Annotated in this window: 11 protein-coding genes; 7 read left to right on the top strand and 4 right to left on the bottom strand. The window is 74.1% G+C overall.

Annotation, left to right across the window (positions count from 1 at the left end; all coding sequences use genetic code 11):
• Positions 1–692: 692 nt before the first annotated feature.
• The 3 genes from ACLIYP_RS07840 to ACLIYP_RS07830 all read left to right on the top strand — a co-directional run bounded on the left by ACLIYP_RS07840 (position 693) and on the right by ACLIYP_RS07830 (position 3361).
• Positions 693–1310 carry a dihydrofolate reductase family protein gene (locus tag ACLIYP_RS07840; RefSeq protein ID WP_412712414.1) on the top strand — a complete coding sequence of 206 codons (618 nt, stop codon included), beginning with the start codon at positions 693–695 and terminating at the stop codon, positions 1308–1310.
• A gap of 4 nt (positions 1311–1314) precedes the next feature.
• Positions 1315–2157, top strand: coding sequence for an alpha/beta fold hydrolase (locus ACLIYP_RS07835; protein WP_412712413.1), 843 nt, complete (start codon positions 1315–1317; stop codon positions 2155–2157).
• Positions 2158–2383: 226 nt separating this feature from the next.
• The gene (locus ACLIYP_RS07830; RefSeq protein WP_412712412.1) at positions 2384–3361 is read left to right on the top strand and encodes a hypothetical protein; all 978 of its coding nucleotides are present in this window, start codon (positions 2384–2386) and stop codon (positions 3359–3361) included.
• Between the two features lie 318 nt (positions 3362–3679).
• Here the strand turns inward: ACLIYP_RS07830 and ACLIYP_RS07825 are convergent, their stop codons facing one another.
• Both ACLIYP_RS07825 and ACLIYP_RS07820 read right to left on the bottom strand, forming a co-directional pair.
• Entirely contained in the window at positions 3680–4354 is a 675-nt protein-coding gene (locus ACLIYP_RS07825; RefSeq protein WP_412712411.1) for a response regulator, read from the bottom strand.
• Positions 4351–5481: a sensor histidine kinase gene (locus tag ACLIYP_RS07820; RefSeq protein WP_412712410.1), complete on the bottom strand. Its 1131-nt coding sequence runs from the start codon at positions 5479–5481 to the stop codon at positions 4351–4353. The genes ACLIYP_RS07825 and ACLIYP_RS07820 overlap by 4 nt, the downstream gene beginning before the upstream one ends.
• A 260-nt stretch (positions 5482–5741) precedes the next feature.
• Between ACLIYP_RS07820 and ACLIYP_RS07815 the strand changes: the two genes are divergently transcribed.
• Together ACLIYP_RS07815 and ACLIYP_RS07810 are read left to right on the top strand one after the other, a co-directional pair.
• On the top strand, positions 5742–6101 hold the full coding sequence (locus ACLIYP_RS07815; RefSeq protein ID WP_412712409.1) for a DUF6223 family protein: 360 nt from the start codon (positions 5742–5744) through the stop codon (positions 6099–6101).
• A gap of 611 nt (positions 6102–6712) precedes the next feature.
• A complete protein-coding gene (locus ACLIYP_RS07810; RefSeq protein WP_412712408.1) occupies positions 6713–7564 on the top strand; it encodes a phytanoyl-CoA dioxygenase family protein in 852 nt (283 codons plus the stop codon).
• Between the two features lie 184 nt (positions 7565–7748).
• On the opposite strand, the gene ACLIYP_RS07805 is transcribed toward ACLIYP_RS07810, so the two are convergent.
• Together ACLIYP_RS07805 and ACLIYP_RS07800 are read right to left on the bottom strand one after the other, a co-directional pair.
• Positions 7749–9410: a glycoside hydrolase family 13 protein gene (locus ACLIYP_RS07805; RefSeq protein WP_412712407.1), complete on the bottom strand. Its 1662-nt coding sequence runs from the start codon at positions 9408–9410 to the stop codon at positions 7749–7751.
• Positions 9411–10181: 771 nt separating this feature from the next.
• Positions 10182–11741 (bottom strand): alpha/beta hydrolase fold domain-containing protein, encoded by a 1560-nt coding sequence (locus ACLIYP_RS07800; RefSeq protein WP_412712406.1) that lies wholly within the window; start codon positions 11739–11741, stop codon positions 10182–10184.
• Between the two features lie 980 nt (positions 11742–12721).
• On the opposite strand from ACLIYP_RS07800, the gene ACLIYP_RS07795 reads away from it, so the two are divergent.
• Both ACLIYP_RS07795 and ACLIYP_RS07790 read left to right on the top strand, forming a co-directional pair.
• Positions 12722–12796 (top strand): hypothetical protein, encoded by a 75-nt coding sequence (locus ACLIYP_RS07795; RefSeq protein WP_412712426.1) that lies wholly within the window; start codon positions 12722–12724, stop codon positions 12794–12796.
• 503 nt (positions 12797–13299) lie between these two features.
• The gene (locus ACLIYP_RS07790) at positions 13300–14289 is read left to right on the top strand and encodes an Acg family FMN-binding oxidoreductase (protein WP_412712405.1); all 990 of its coding nucleotides are present in this window, start codon (positions 13300–13302) and stop codon (positions 14287–14289) included.
• The last annotated feature ends 477 nt before the right edge of the window (positions 14290–14766 follow it).

Here is a 14766-nt window from a genome sequence, read left to right as displayed (position 1 = left end):
GGCCACCGGGCTCCGGGTGGGGAGCGCGTGTTCGAGCACCGGGGGTGCGGGGGTGGAGAGGCGGTGCCGGCCGCGGGGGTGGGGCGGCTCGGCCGGTGCTCCGGAACTTTCGCGGAAACGAGGATTCGCGTTCTCGTCGCGTGAGGCCTTTCCGCTCACCGCGATCTCCGGCTGCGAGGCATTGGCCTCGGCATGACCGACGGTATGTGCGGAAGCGAACGGCTCGAAGGGGTAAGGAGGAGGTAAGGGGAAAGCAGGGCGGCGATGGTGAACGCGACCGCGTCCCATGGCTCCACACCTCGCAACATGCGCCCCTCTCCGAGTAGCGCGTACTTCCGGACCAGGCCAAGTGTTGGTCAAAGACCAGTCAAGAAAGACCTTATCCCGGTAAAGCGACTTGCATGAGCAAGTCGACACTTCCGGCCCAAGAGAGCCCGAAAACCGAGGGTCCGATGACGTGAATCCGCCCTGTCGCCCGCCGTGCCCGGCCGCCGTGCGACCGCCGTGCCCGGCCGGTCGCACGGCGGGCGCCGGGCCGTGGTCGCCCGCACTGTTTCCCGCGCGGGCGCACGAACCACCGGGCCGGGCCCCCGCCCGTGGCCGTGGGCGGGAGGCCACGGTGGTCTTGGAGCGTCCGCACACGGTTCGCGCACGAGCGATGAGTTCGGGCAGCGGGCAGGGTCTGCCCGGGCATGACCCGAATCATCGCCGACATCTCGATCTCTCTCGACGGCTTCGTCACCGGGCCCGACCCCGGCCCGGACAACGGCCTGGGCACCGGCGGCGAGGCCCTGCACACCTGGGCGTTCTCCGAGGACCCGGGCGACCGCCGGATCCTGCGCGAGGCCACCGCCCGCTCGGGCGCCGTCGTCCTCGGCCGCCGTCTCTTCGACGCCGTCGACGGGCCGAACGGCTGGGACGGCACCTCCGGTTACGGCGCCGGCGAGGTCGGCAGGCCCGCGTTCGTCGTCGTGACGAGCTCACCGCCGAAGTCGGTGCGGCTCACCGGTCTGGACTGGACGTTCGTCACCAGCGGCCTGCCCGACGCCGTCACCGCCGCGCGCGAGCGCGCCGAGGCGGCGTCCTCGGACAGCGGCAAGGACCTCGACGTCGTCCTCATGGGCGGCGGCGCCACGATCGGCTCGGCGTTCGCCGCCGGGCTGGTCGACGCGCTGACGCTGCACCTCGCGCCCGTCGTGCCGGGGGCCGGGACGCCGTTGTTCACCGGCGGAGCGCCACGCACGCTGGTACAGTGCGGCGTGACCGCGACATCGACCGTGACGCACCTGGCCTACGACGTCCTGCGGTGATCCGATGACCACCGTCGACGTTCACGGAACCAGCCTGGGCATCGAGTCGTTCGGCGACGACGACGCCCCACTCGTCCTGCTCGCGGGCGGGACCACGATGCTCTCCTGGCCCGACGCGCTCTGCGAGCGCCTCGCCGCCGGCGGACGCCGTGCGGTGCGCTACGACCTGCGCGACAGCGGGGAGTCGACGACGGCGGACCCGCAGGCGCCCTCCTACACCCTGCGCGATCTCGCCGCCGACGCGGCGGCCCTCGCCGGCGTGCTCGGCGGCGGGCCCGCGCACCTGGCGGGGATCGGCGTCGGCGGAATGGTCGCCCAGGTGGCCGCGCTCGACCATCCGGGCGCGTTCTCGGCGCTCACCCTGGTCGGCACCCGCGCCGTCGCGCCCGGCCCGGTCGACGACGACCTCCCCGACCACGACCGGGCGACGATGGGCAGGCTGTTCGCCCGTCCGATGCCCGACTGGGCCGACCGCGAGGCGGTGGCGGAGTTCGCCGCCGGCAGCGCGGAGATCCTCGGCGACGACCCCGCCGCCGCGCGTGCGACCGCCGCGCGCGTCTGGGACCGCACGCCCGGCACCGCACCCCCGGTCCAGATGGCCAACCAGATGGGCATGGTGTTCTCCAGGCTCGACTGCGGACCGCGCTGGCGCGAGCGCCTGCCCGGGATCAGGGTTCCCACGCTCGTCGTCCACGGCCGCCACGACCGGTTCTTCCCCGTCGGAAACGGTGAGGCGATCGCACGCGAGGTTCCCGGGGCGCGGCTGCTGGTCCTCAAGACGGCCGCCACCGCGATCCCGGAGGCGGCGGTCGGCGAGGTCGCCGAGGCGATGCTCGCGCTCGGGTAGGGGGCGGCGCGTGCCGCGCGGGCGGCGGTGGCCGCAGCGGACGCCGGCGCACCGGGCATGGGCGCACAGTCTCCCGTACCTCTGTGCTTGTCCTCCGATCGGAGGGAGGAATCCCGAACTCCCCGGCACCCCGGCGGCGCCTGAGCCGGGCTCCCGGATCTCTGGTTCTAGGTTTGTGCGCAGCGGCCCCGGCGGCCGTGCCCGCTCCGTGAAGGGAGGAAGGAAGATGCCACATCGGTTTGTGACGTGTCGTCTGCTGCCGGCCGCCGCCGCGTTGAGCGCTCTGGCACTCACCACAGGCGGTGTCGACCCCGGAGCCCGGGCGACCGGCCGGGACGGGACCGGGGCACCACGGGAGTTCAGCGGCATCGCCTGGCTCGCGGCCACCGCCGCGGGAAGCGACGGAGAGCCCCGGCAGGTCTTCCTGGCCTGCCATGACGCGAAGGACGACGACGCCGAACGCGGCCTGCCGCGCCTTTCGATCGTGCGGACCCCTGTCGATGCCGGCGGGATCGCCGTCCAAGAACTCGACGTCGCGTTCCCCGACGTGCCGAACGACCTCGAGAGCATCGCCCGTGTACCCAACCGCGACGAGGCCCTGCTGGTCGAGAGCAACGACGACGGCGACGACCCCGCCCCCACCATCTACCTCGCCAGATGGGACAAGGACCTCGACATCGAGATCGCGGGCGCTGTGCCGTGGCCCAGGACGCCCGAATCGCTCGTGAACGTCGAGGCGACGGCAGTCGCAACGGTTCACGGGAAGGACTACTTCCTGTACGCCGAGCGGGCTCAGGGAAGTGACACCACCAACATCAACATGACCCGCCTGACGATCGAGGAGAGCGGCAGGATCACGTTCGGCAACACGTGGGCGTCGGTTTCGTTCACGGCGCCCGCGCCGCCGGAAGCACGCCCCGCCTCGGGCCTCGATGTCGACGGGGAAGGCAACCTCTACATCTCGTCCGCATACGACTCCGGCGACCTCGGCCCCTTTGACAGCGCCGTGTACCGAGCGGCGACGGTCCGCCCGGGCGGACCGGCCGGTGCCGGGCTGCATCCTGCCGAGCCGCCTCGGCAACTCGCGCGCAGCTCGGGCCTCAAGGTCGAAGGCGTCGCGCTGGTCGACGGTTCCTTCCCGCTCTTCATCGGCGCCGACGACGAGGACTACGGAGGCCTGCTCCGCCGGCTGCGGGTGACGTGACCGGGCAGCCGCCCCCGATCCCCGCCCACGACGATCGGTGGTGCCTTCCCGGCGTGGTGGCCGGATGCTCGCGGGGAAAACGGCTCCCGCGGACAGCGGACCACCTGAGCCGAGGCGCACGCCAACACCGAAGGTGCCCGCCGGGCGGTGGACGGGGCACGTGTGCGGTGTCCGGTGTCCGGCGTGTCCGACCGCGGGCCGCCACCGGACTCCCCCGGGAAGAGCAGCCTGGAACGCTGCCGGCGCCATGCGCCGAGCAGCCGGACCCGGTGAGCCGCTCCGTTCCCGTCACCACGAGCAGGTCCACGGCGAGCGGACTCAGAAGGCGTGCGGAGTCACCAGGCCGTCCGCGTAGGCGAGGACCACGAGCTGGGCGCGGTCGCGGTCGCGGTCGCGGGCGTGGAGCTTGGCCATGGCCCGGTTGATGTGGGTCTTGGCGGTCAGCGGGCTGATGACCATGCGGTCTGCGATCTCGGTGTTGGACAGACCCTGCGCGGCCAGGGCGACGGCCTCGCGTTCGCGGCCGGTGAGCTCCTCCAGCCCCCTCCCGGTGCGGGCGGGCGGCGGCTGGGCGACGTACCGGGCGATGAGCTTGCGGGTGACGGCGGGTGCGAGCAGCGCGTCACCGCGGGCGGCGACGCGCGCGGCGTGCAGGAAGTCCTCCGGCAGGATGTCCTTGACGAGGAAGCCGGCGGCGCCGGCGCGCAGCGCGTCGAAGACGTACTCGTCCATGCCGTAGTTGGTCAGCATGACGACGTGCACGCCGGCCAGGGCCGGGTCCGCGGCGATGCGCCGCGTCGCTTCGACGCCGTCCATGACGGGCATCCGGATGTCCATGAGCGCTACGTCGGGCAGTCGCTCCCTGGCGAGCGCCAGGGCCTTTCGGCCGTCGGCGGCCTCGGCCACCACCTCGATGCCGTCCTCGAGGTCGAGCAGTGCGCGGAAGCCGCTGCGGACGAGGGGCTGGTCGTCGGCCAGCAGGACCCGGATCACGAGGCCCCGTTCGTGGGGAGTTCCGCCCGGACGGTGAAACCGCCCGCGCCGCGCTGCCCGGTGTGCAGTTCGCCGCCCAGGGCCGTGACGCGTTCGCGCATGCCGAGCAGCCCGAGGCCGGGCGTCGGCGCGGAGGGCGACGCGGCTTCTCCGTCGTCGTCGACACGGACGGCGAGGATGCCCGGACGGTAGTCGAGGAGTACCGAGACGGTGGTCGCCGCGGCGTGCCGGGCGACGTTGGTGAGCGACTCCTGAACGATCCGGTAGACGGTACGGCCCACCGCCGCCGGTACCGGGCGCGGCTGTCCTCCGACTCCGACCTTCAGCGTCGCCTCCAGGCCGGTCGCCCGGAAGCGCTGCACCAGGCCGGGAACGTGGTCGAGTCCGTGCGGCCCGGCGTCGTCGTCGCGGAGCGCTTCAAGGGCCGAGCGCAACTCCCGGCTCGCCTCGCGGCCGGCCTCCCGGATCACCAGCAAGGCCTCTGGCACCCGCTCGCCGCGGCGCCGGGCCACATGGACGGCGACCTCGGACTGCACCTTGATGACCGAGATCTGGTGGGTGAGCGAGTCGTGCAGCTCCCGCGCGATACGCAACCGCTCCTCGTCGGCCCGGCGCCGCGCGGTCTCCTCACGGGTGCGCTCGGCCTTCTGCGCCCGCCGCTCGGCCTGCCGCACCGCCTCCCCGGCGGCGAGGGCGGCGATCAGCCAGGCGATCTCAAGGGTGTTCCGGGCCTGCGCCACCACCTCGCGCACGGGACCGCCGTGGAAGACCCGGGCCGTGAGGGGGAGCATGGCCAGCAGGCCCACGGAGGCGGCCAGCGCGGCGGCACGGTGCCCGGCGCGTACCGCGCCGTAGACCGCGACCAGATACGAGACGGCGAGCACCTCGAACCCGGCCCCCAGGTAGCCCACCGCGCACAGCCCGGTGACGGCCAGGACCGTGAGCGGCGCCCGGCGGCGCGCGGCCAGCGCCAGCCCGCCGGCCGCCAGCAGCACGGACCCGAACAGCTCGCGGTCCCCGGCCGGGTGCGGCCCGGACAGCCCGGTGCCCACCAGCAGCGCCGCCACGCCCACGGCGATCGCCCCGTCGGCGACCGCGGCCGGGACGGCCAACCGTCCTTCGTCCATGGGGGCACCGTAGCCGGACGCGGTGGTGGGCGAATCCGCCTCGCGGACGAGCGGCCGGCTACCGCGTGCGCGGTACCACCGGGCCACCTGCCGCGCCCGCGGTATCCGCATCCCGCGGCGGCGGCAGCGGAAAGTGCCCGCACCCGCTGGACGACCGGCCGGGGAGCCGGCGCGCATGCTCAAGCCACATCGAACCTCGCACGCCGCACGCCGGACCTCGTGGTGGGCGGCGGAGAAGAAGGACAGGGACGGAGGGCGACATGGGTGTTCCGGCAGTGCTGACGGCGGCCGCCGAGGGCGGGATCATCGGCGACGGGCGGACCGGCGCCAACCTCGCCCTCGGGATCGGGCTGCTCGGCCTGGCCGCCGGCCGGCTGGCCCTGACCCGCGCCGGTGGCCGGATCGGCGCCGACAACGCGGGCATCGCCGCGGTGGCGGCCATCACCGCAGGGGCGGTCGGCGCGGCCCTCGCGGTGCTGCATGCGGCCACCGCCGGCGGCGGCCCCGGAACCGGCAACGGACTCCTCGGTGCCATCGTGGCCGTCCCGCTGGGGCTGGGTGCCGTGCTCCTCGGCCGCCGGGCGCTGAAGCGCACCGGCCGTCCGGCCGGTGCGGCCTGACGCCCACCCGGCGGCCGCAGCCGGTTTCCGCTGGTCATCCCGGGTGATGACCAGCGGAACGGCCAGAGCACGGCCTTCCACCCGGCTGCTGTGACCGGTCGTCTGAGACGGCATCCCCACCGAGGCGGCGGTCCGGCGGCTGCCGCGTGCGCCGGCGCGGGCGGGCCTGCCGCGCAACACCGGCCCGGACGGCGACCGGTGGAGCATGCGCGGTCTGCTCGCCCACTACGCCGGGGAACGCCGTTCGGCGGAGCCCGCGCCGGAGGCGACCGGCAGGAGCCGGTGCGTACCCGGTGTGCGGGGGCGGCCCGTGCTGCCGTAGGCGGTGACCGTCGTGGCGGTGTCGCCGGCGGACCGTCCGCCCCTACGGTTCGGAGACAGCAGCGGCGTCTTCACCGGAGACGTCCGGGAACGAAGCTGCCGGTGCGGTTGCGGGTGGGCCGGTGATCGGGGTCGTCCCGAACTCGGCCGATGTCCCGGCACCGCGCCTGGGAAGCCGCCGCCGTCGGCGGGAACTCCCGTGCGGCACCGGGGATCTTCCGCGCTTCTATTGCAACGTTGTAACAGTCGATGCAGCATAAGACGCACCACCAACGGCGAGGAGGCGCACCATGGGGGCGCACGTGTTCCCCGGAATCAGCACGAGCGAGCTGGACGTCGACGTCGCGGCCGACGTGTCCGCCCTGTACGAGGACGGCATCACCGCCCGCAGGGGGGCCTTCCCCGTACCGTGGGTGGACCGGCTGAACGAGGACGTCGAAGCCGCTTTCGAGGAGGCTCTGGCCCGCCCCGGCGGCGCGGTCGGGCGCGGGCCGAACCGCTACTACGTCGAGATCCACCCCGAACAGATCGACGGTTTCGTCGAACTCGTCGACCACCCCTGGGTGCGGTCCGTGTGCACCGCGGTCCTCGGGCCCGACTACCGCATCGTGGAACTGGGTTTCGACGTCCCGTTGGCGGGCGCCGTGCACCAGCCCTGGCACCGGGACTTCCCCATACCCGAGGAGACCCGGCGCGAGCGCCGCCTCACCTCCCTCGCCTTCAACGTGACCACCGTCGACACCGCACCGGACATGGGACCCTTCGAGATCGCGCCGGGCACCCAGTGGGACGACGGCCCCGACTTCGAGCACGGCATGTTCCCTCCCAGGTCACGCTACGGCCGCTACCAGGAGCGCGCGGTGCGCAGGTATCCGCAGCGCGGCGACATCTCCGCCCGGACCGCTCTGACGATCCACCGGGGCACGGCCAACGAGTCCGCCAGGGCCCGCCCCGTCCTCGTCCTCGGTGTGGACGGACCCGAGGCGGCCAACGGTGAGCGGCACGACATGGCGATCACCCGCGGATACCGGGACACGCTGCCCGACCGGGTGCGCCGGCACCTCGACTGCCCGGTGGTGGAGGAACTGACCCCGGTGACACAGAAGCACACCATCGAAGGCCTGGTCATGGGTGACGCCTGAGCCGCGCCTCGCTCCCGGATCCCGGGTACGTGCCGTGCGGCCGGGACCACGGCGGCCGATCCGGACGTCCGACCGCCGGAACGACCGATCGGCCGACCCCGGTAGACGGGCAGACGGGGCCGGCCGCCCCCGCGCGGCGGGCCGCCCGTGAAGGAGCCGGGCCCGGCGGGCGGTCCGTCCGGGGTCACAGGGCCAGCCACACCGCCGTGTCGCCGGGCAGGCGGCCCCCCTCCAACTCCTCGCTGGCCAGGAGCACCTCGCTGTGGGCGGGCAGCGCCACCGGGGCGCCGGAGAGGTTCGCCACGCACCGGAACCCGGGGGTGCGGACGAACGACAGCACCGGGTCGTCCGGAGCGCTGTCCCAGGTGAGCGTGCCGTCCCCGAGCGCCGGGTGGCCGCGGCGCAGGGCCAGCGCCGACCGGTACAGGTTCAGCATCGACGACGGATCGCGGTCCTGGGCCTGGGCCGTCAGCGGCTTCCACGCGTCGGGCTGCGGGAGCCAGGGCGGCGTCCTGGCGCCGTCGGGGCTGAATCCGAACGGCGGGCCGTCCCCGCTCCAGGGCAGCGGGACACGGCAGCCGTCACGCCCCCGGTCGGTGTGCCCGGAGCGCTGCCAGGTGGGGTCCTGGAGCAGTTCCCCGGGGAGGTCCTCGACCTCCCACAGGCCCAGTTCCTCTCCCTGGTACAGGTACGCGCCACCGGGCAGGGCGAGGGTGAGCAGGGCGGCGGCCCTGGCCCGGCGGGTGCCGAGCCGCAGGTCCGCGGGCCCCCGCAGGTCCGCCAGGGAGCGCACCGGACCGTCCGGCTGCGGCCTGGCGTAGCGGGACACGTGCCGGGCGACGTCGTGGTTGGACAGCACCCAGGTGGCCGGTGCGCCGACCGCGCCGAGCGCGGTGAGCGACTCGTCGACGACGCGGCGCAGGTGGCCGGCGCGCCAGGGCGCCATCAGGTAGTCGAAGTTGAACGCGGTGTGCAGTTCGTCGGGGCGGACGTAGCGGGCCAGCCGCTCGGGAAAGCCCGCCCACGCCTCCGCGACGAACGCGCGGGGATCGTCGTACGCGTCGGCGACGGTCCGCCAGCCCTGGAAGATCTCGTGCACCTCCTCGCGGTCCCAGTGCGGATGGTCCAAGTCGCCCGCTCCTTCGAGGAGCTTGCCGTCGAGGGAGCCGATGTCGGGCAGACCGGGCGCCTTCACCAGACCGTGCGCCACGTCGATGCGCACCCCGTCGACGCCGCGGTCGAACCAGAAGCGCAGGATCGACTCGAACTCGGCCCGCACCTCGGCGTCGTCCCAGTTCAGGTCCGGCTGCTCGGGGGCGAACAGGTGCAGGTACCACGGGCCCGGCGAGCCGTCGGGCTCGGTGATCCGCGTCCAGGCGGGGCCGCCGAAGACGCTTCTCCAGTCGTTGGGCGGCAGTTCGCCCCCGGGGCCGCGTCCCGGCCGGAAGATGTAACGCTTCCTGGCGAGGGAACCGGGCCCGCCGGACAGCGCCTCGCGGAACCACGCGTGCGCGGACGAGGTGTGGTTCGGCACGATGTCGATGAGGACGCGCAGCCCGTGCCCGTGCGCCTCCTCCACCAGTGCCCGCGCGTCCTCCAGCGTGCCGAAGACCGGGTCGACGTCCCGGTAGTCCGCGACGTCGTAGCCGCCGTCGGCCATGGGGGAGGGGTACCAGGGGGTCAGCCACAGCGCGTCGACGCCGAGTGCGGCGAGGTACGGAAGGCGCTGCCGCACTCCGGCGATGTCACCGACGCCGTCGCCGTCGCCGTCGGCGAAGCTGCGGATGTACACCTCGTAGATGACGGCGTCGCGCCACCAGTCGGCGGTGGTCCGGGCGAATGCCACGTCTCTCCTCGGGGCGTGATCGGGATGTCGGACGAGGGGCCGGTTGCCTGACGGCGCCCGGGCGGGTCCCGCGGTGGTCCCGCAGGCGGCCCGCCAGCGGAAGGCGTTCCACAACTGTCTGCCCGCCCCGCCGCCGAAGATGTCCGCGGAGGGCACCGGCGGGGTGGGGGAGGGGCTGGAACCGGCCGAGGCCCTCATCCGGCCCAAGACCACGCGGGAGTCCCGCAGCGGCTACGAGCCGGAGAAGCTCCGCCACTGGGACGGCACCGACGGCCTCGACGACCTCCGCCGACCCACCCTCGAAGGTCGCCGTATCGACACGGCCGTGCCCATACGCCTGCCAGCCCAGGCCACGGCTCAACGAGCCGGCCCTCCAGTTCACCGCGGCTGGTCAGCTTGTCAGCTGGCGTGGAGCCGTCCAGCTGCGATCTCCCCGCCTGCAGCACCCAGCGAGTCGCAAACCGCGTCTGCGGTGATGCCGCGTCCCGCCGGATCGACGACGGTGAACGGCACCCTCGCGGAAGCGGCCACCGCGAAGAACACCCCGGGCGGCACCGAGTTCCGCACAGCCGTCCCTCGCGCACCGCCGGACGGGTCCTGCCCCGCCACGTACCAACTCCGTTCCCGGGACGGGCCGGTGGCGGGGGCGGGGGTGCGGGCCGTCAGGCGGGGGAAGAGCGGCCCGGCGTTCGTGCGGCCGACGGCTCCGAGCGGTCCGGGCGGGAGGAAGACATCGAGGTGTTGGCGAAGTACCGGCCTACGGGGCGTGTGTCACCTGTCGTCGGAGAACGCTCGGGCGAAGTGGCCGGCGGCCTGCCTCTGGGCCTGTTCGGCCTTGTCCAGAACGGCCGAGGCGCCGAAGAACTCGTGCATGACGCCGTCGTAGCGGGTAAGGGCCGTGGCCACTCCGGCGTCCTGCAGGCGGCGTGTGAACTCCTCGCCCTGGCTGCGCAGGACGTCGCGCTCGGCGGTGATCACCAGGGTCGGGGGCATGACCGCCAGCCGGTCGGCCGGCAGCCCGAGCAGATCCACTCTCGGGTCCCTGGCGGCGTCGGGCCTGCCGTCGAAGGCGTGCGCCGCCATCCAGCTCAGCAGCGCGCGGTTGAGGGGCCTGCCGTCCGCGGCGTCCTCCATCGACTCCCCGTACTGCTCGGCGGTCGTCAGGGGGTAGACGCAGACCTGTGCCGCGGGGAGCGGCTCCCCGGCGGCGGCGAGCTGCAGGATCGTCGCGGGCGCCATGTTCCCGCCGACGGACTCCCCGCCGATGCCGATGCGCTCCGGGTCGCCGCCGATGCGGGAGGCGTTGGCGACGGTCCAGCGGTAGGCGGCCAGGACGTCGTCGTGCGCGGCGGGGAAGACCGCCTCCGGCGCGCGCCGGTAGCCGGGTGACACCACGATCGCACCGGTCTTGTTCGCCAGCCCGCGGCAGGAGGCGTCGTAGGTGTCGATGTCGAACAGCACCCAGCCGCCGCCGTGGATCCACATGATGACGGGCAGCGGACCGGAGGCGGGGGCGGCGGGGGTGTAGACGCGCAGGGTCTGCTCGCCGCCGGCCGCGTCGGGGATCGTCAGGTCCTCCACGGACCCCACCGGCTCGGGCCCGTCGATCCCCCGCTCCTCCATCACCTTCCGCACGGCGGCGTCGGGGCCGGGCTGCTTGCGGGCCTGGTCCGGGGCGAGGGTCTCGAAGGGCAGGGGCTCCAGGGCCGAGTGGGCGTCGACGACGGCCTGCGCCTGGGGGTCGAGCAGCCCGGACGCGTCGGTGGCCAGCCGCTTCTTCTTGCCCGTGGCCGAGGCCCTGCCCTCGTCGACGGGCTTGGCGAGCTTGCCGGCGGCCTTCTCGGCGGCGCCGCCGCCGTCGGGCGCGTGCGGGTGCGGGGCGGGCGGTGCCTGCCGCTTGGCGGCGATGAACTGCCGGCCCAGATCGGCCATCCGCTCCGGGCCCACCTTGGCGCGGAAGGACGGGAGTTCCTCGCCCTCCTCGTCGGAGACGTGGTGGCGCACCAGGGCGATGAGTTCGGTCAGGGCCCGCTCGAACTCGGCCTCGCCCGGTTCGCCGCCGTCGAGGGTCACCAGCAGTTCCTTCATGCCGTGGTGCTCGTCGCGTGCGTCGTGGTTGGCGTCCTCCATGCCCGCCTCGGGCCAGAGCGGGTAGAGCACGACCTCCTCGGCGAAGGCGTGCAGCGAGAGCTCGAAGCCGATCTGGTCGACGAGGGTGCGGCGGTCGCCGCGACCGGCCTCCAGGTGCTGGAACTGCCTCTCCACGATCGCGTGTTCGTCGGCGATCAGATGATCGATGTCGCCGGGCCGGGTGGGGTAGGACAGGGCCACGTCGTCAACTCCTGAAGGGGGCGGGCGTCCGGTCGCCGGAGCGCGGTGCCCAAGAAGTACCTCCTCGACCGGGAAACATGCTCCCCTCCCACCGTTGGCCCACCGCTGTGGGAGTGATCCCCGGGCGCAGGGCGCACTGGAGCATCGAGGTCCTCCAAGGTAAGAGTCGGGCATCCAGGGGTGGGCCACGGGGCTGATCGGGGCTCGTTCAGCTCACCACTGCGAGGCGGGGCGGGCCACCGCAGTGCGGCAGGCGGACCAATCGCCCCGCGGGTTGGCGGGTGTGAGTGAGAGCGGGGGAAGGCGATCGTGTCCTTTCGCTGCCGGGCGGGAAGGCGGCGGGTGAGAGGAAACCCCGTGTACGCGAGGGTTAGCCGGTCACACCCCACCCTGGAGCGGCGTCGGCGGTGCTTCCCGGCCCGTGCACCCCGCGGTGCCCGGCGCACCGCGCCACACGATCCTCCGGTGCCTCCCCGCCGACGCGCCGTGCGGTCTCGGGGCGCGGCTCCCGGGTCTCCCAGGGGGTTCCGCGTACGCCGGCGGAGGCACCCACCGTGTCGCGGGGGAGCAGGCCGCAGCGCGTCTCGTACCGGGGCCCGGCTGGAGGAGGCGGCCCGCTACGGCGCCCGCGCGGCCCAGCATTCCAGGCAGGACTGGGGAGCGGGACGCCTGTCGCTCGACGCACTCCGATGCGGTGGTGCGCCGGGGCGGGGGCTCAGGAGTCCGCAGGTGTGCCGCTGCCCGGGGACGCTCCAGAAGCGGAACGGTTCCGGCTCGCGGCCGACCTGGACGGACCAGTGCTCTCCGGCGCCGTCGCCGGTGACAAGCGACAGCACCGTGTGGACCGTGGTCTCCGCAGGTGCGGCCTGCACGCCCTGAGCGGAGAGCACGTCCCGCGGCGGGGCGGTGATCCGTGACCCGGTGGATCCGGGACAGACCGCGTCGCGCCGGACGACGAGGTGGGGGAGGCCGTGCGTCTGATGCGCGAGCACGCGCTGCGCCGGCTGCCGGTGGTGCACCAGGACGTGCTGGTGGTGGGGGGGCAGCATCGGTGACATCGCCGTCGGGCAGGACCGGGACTCCGCGCTCGCCGACATCAGCGCCGCCGAACCGAACCGCTGACCACCTGCCGCGCCGACCGGAGGCCGACGCCTCCGCCACCCCGGTGCCACACCATGACCACCTGCCCGGGCTGCGCGGACCGAACGCCCCGCTCGGCTCCGGAGCCGCCCGGGCATTCCGGTGGCGGGGGCGGAACAGAGCCGCGAGACTGAACTCATGAGCGGGCACGGGCCCGGGACCCGGAGCCTCTCGACGCGGAGCACCAGCCGCTCCCCCCGGGCGTGCCGGCTGCGTCCGGAAGTTCCCGCCTCAGCCCTCGCTCACGACAGCGGAACCCGGCTGGCGGTCCGCGCCCGTGAGCGCCTGCCCGCCCAGCCGGTGGATACGGTGTTCCGGGGGCCAGCCCACCTGAACCACGCGGTGCCGGCGGTTCCGCGCTCCGCGCGCCCGTGCCGGCGCGCAGGCGTGACGCCGGGCCGACGACTCGGGAGGTGCCATGACAGGGGCAACGCCGCGGGCCGACCTGGTCCGGACGCTTGTCGAACAGGCGGTCCGCGCGCCGTCCTCGCACAACACGCAGCCGTGGATCTTCCGTCGCGCCGCCGACGGCGCCGTCGAGCTGCGTGCGGACCGGTCCCGGGCCCTGCGCGTCAACGATCCGGACGAGCGCGAACTGTTCATCAGCTGCGGCGCCGCGCTGCTCAACTTCCGGGTCGCGGCGCGTCACCACGGTCTCGCCGCCGCCGTCGACCTGCTGCCGGACCCGGCCGACGACGCGCTCTGCGCCCGCGTGATCCTGTCCGAAGCCCGCGCCGCGGGTCCTGAGGACGGCGGCGCCGGCGACGACGAACTGCTGTACACCGCCATCGCCCGGCGGCACACCTACCGCAAGCCGTTCGCCGACCGGCCGGTCCCCGAGGCGACGCGGCACCGGATGCGGCAGGCGGTGGAACGGGAAGGCGCCCGGCTGGCCCTCGTTCCCGACGGGATGCGGGAGCACGTCGCGGTCCTCGTGGGCGAGGGCGACCGCCGTCAGTTCGCCGATCGGGCATGGCGCCGCGAGCTCGCGTTCTGGATGCGCCCGCCCGCGCGGGGTGACGGGCTGACCGTGCCCACTCCGGCGGCGCCGGTCGTCCGTACCGTGGTGCGGTCCCTCAACCTCGGCGCCCGTGTGGCCGCCCGCGATGCCGCCCTGCTGCGCGCGGCCCCGTTGGTCGCCGTGATCGCCTCACGGACCGACGAACGACCGGACTGGCTGGCCACCGGGCAGGCCTGGCAACGCGCGCTGCTCGTCCTGGCTGCGGACGGCGTCCTCGCCGCCTACGCCAACCAGCCCTGCCAGGCCGGTGAGCCGCTCCGCGCCCGCCTGGCGCGGGCCCTGCCGGACCGTTCCGGCCATCCTCAGCTCCTGTTCCGCGCCGGTTACCCGCGCGGCGGCGTCCGCCCGTCGCCCCGCCGCCCCGTGGACGACGTGCTGATCCGGTGACGGACGCCCATGAGTCGCCACGGCGGTCCGTGCCGCGCCGGGAGACCGCGCCGACAGCCCGTCTCCCCGGCCTTTCCCGGGAGCCTCCCTGTTCCCGCGCCGTCCGGCTTCGCTCCGGGCACGTCCACTCGGCACAGCGGCGGGGCCGAAAGACAAACCGGTTTCGGCCATCACGCGGGACGGCGTCCGCCCCGGCACCGACATCCGCTCAGGGGCCGGCAGGCCGCGGCGGCCCCTCAGGACCGGGGCCCGCTCCGCGGCCGCGCGTCACCCCGCTGACCGGTGTGGCGCCCTGCCCGCCGCGATCCCTTCCCTCCACCTCTCCTCCGCCTCTCGCCCTCGTGCCCGAGTGTCCTCGATCACCCGCAAAATCGATGAAACATTGCAAGTGGGATAACCTGCACATAGTTCCTCGGTGTGTCCGCGGGCCTTGACGCCGCCGACGCGGATGGACCCGAGTCCACCAGGCCTCACGGG

Source organism: Streptomyces nanhaiensis (assembly GCF_046614825.1).
In the GTDB taxonomy this organism is placed as follows: domain Bacteria; phylum Actinomycetota; class Actinomycetes; order Streptomycetales; family Streptomycetaceae; genus Streptomyces; species Streptomyces radiopugnans.
This window is presented reverse-complemented; position numbering and strand designations above follow the sequence as displayed.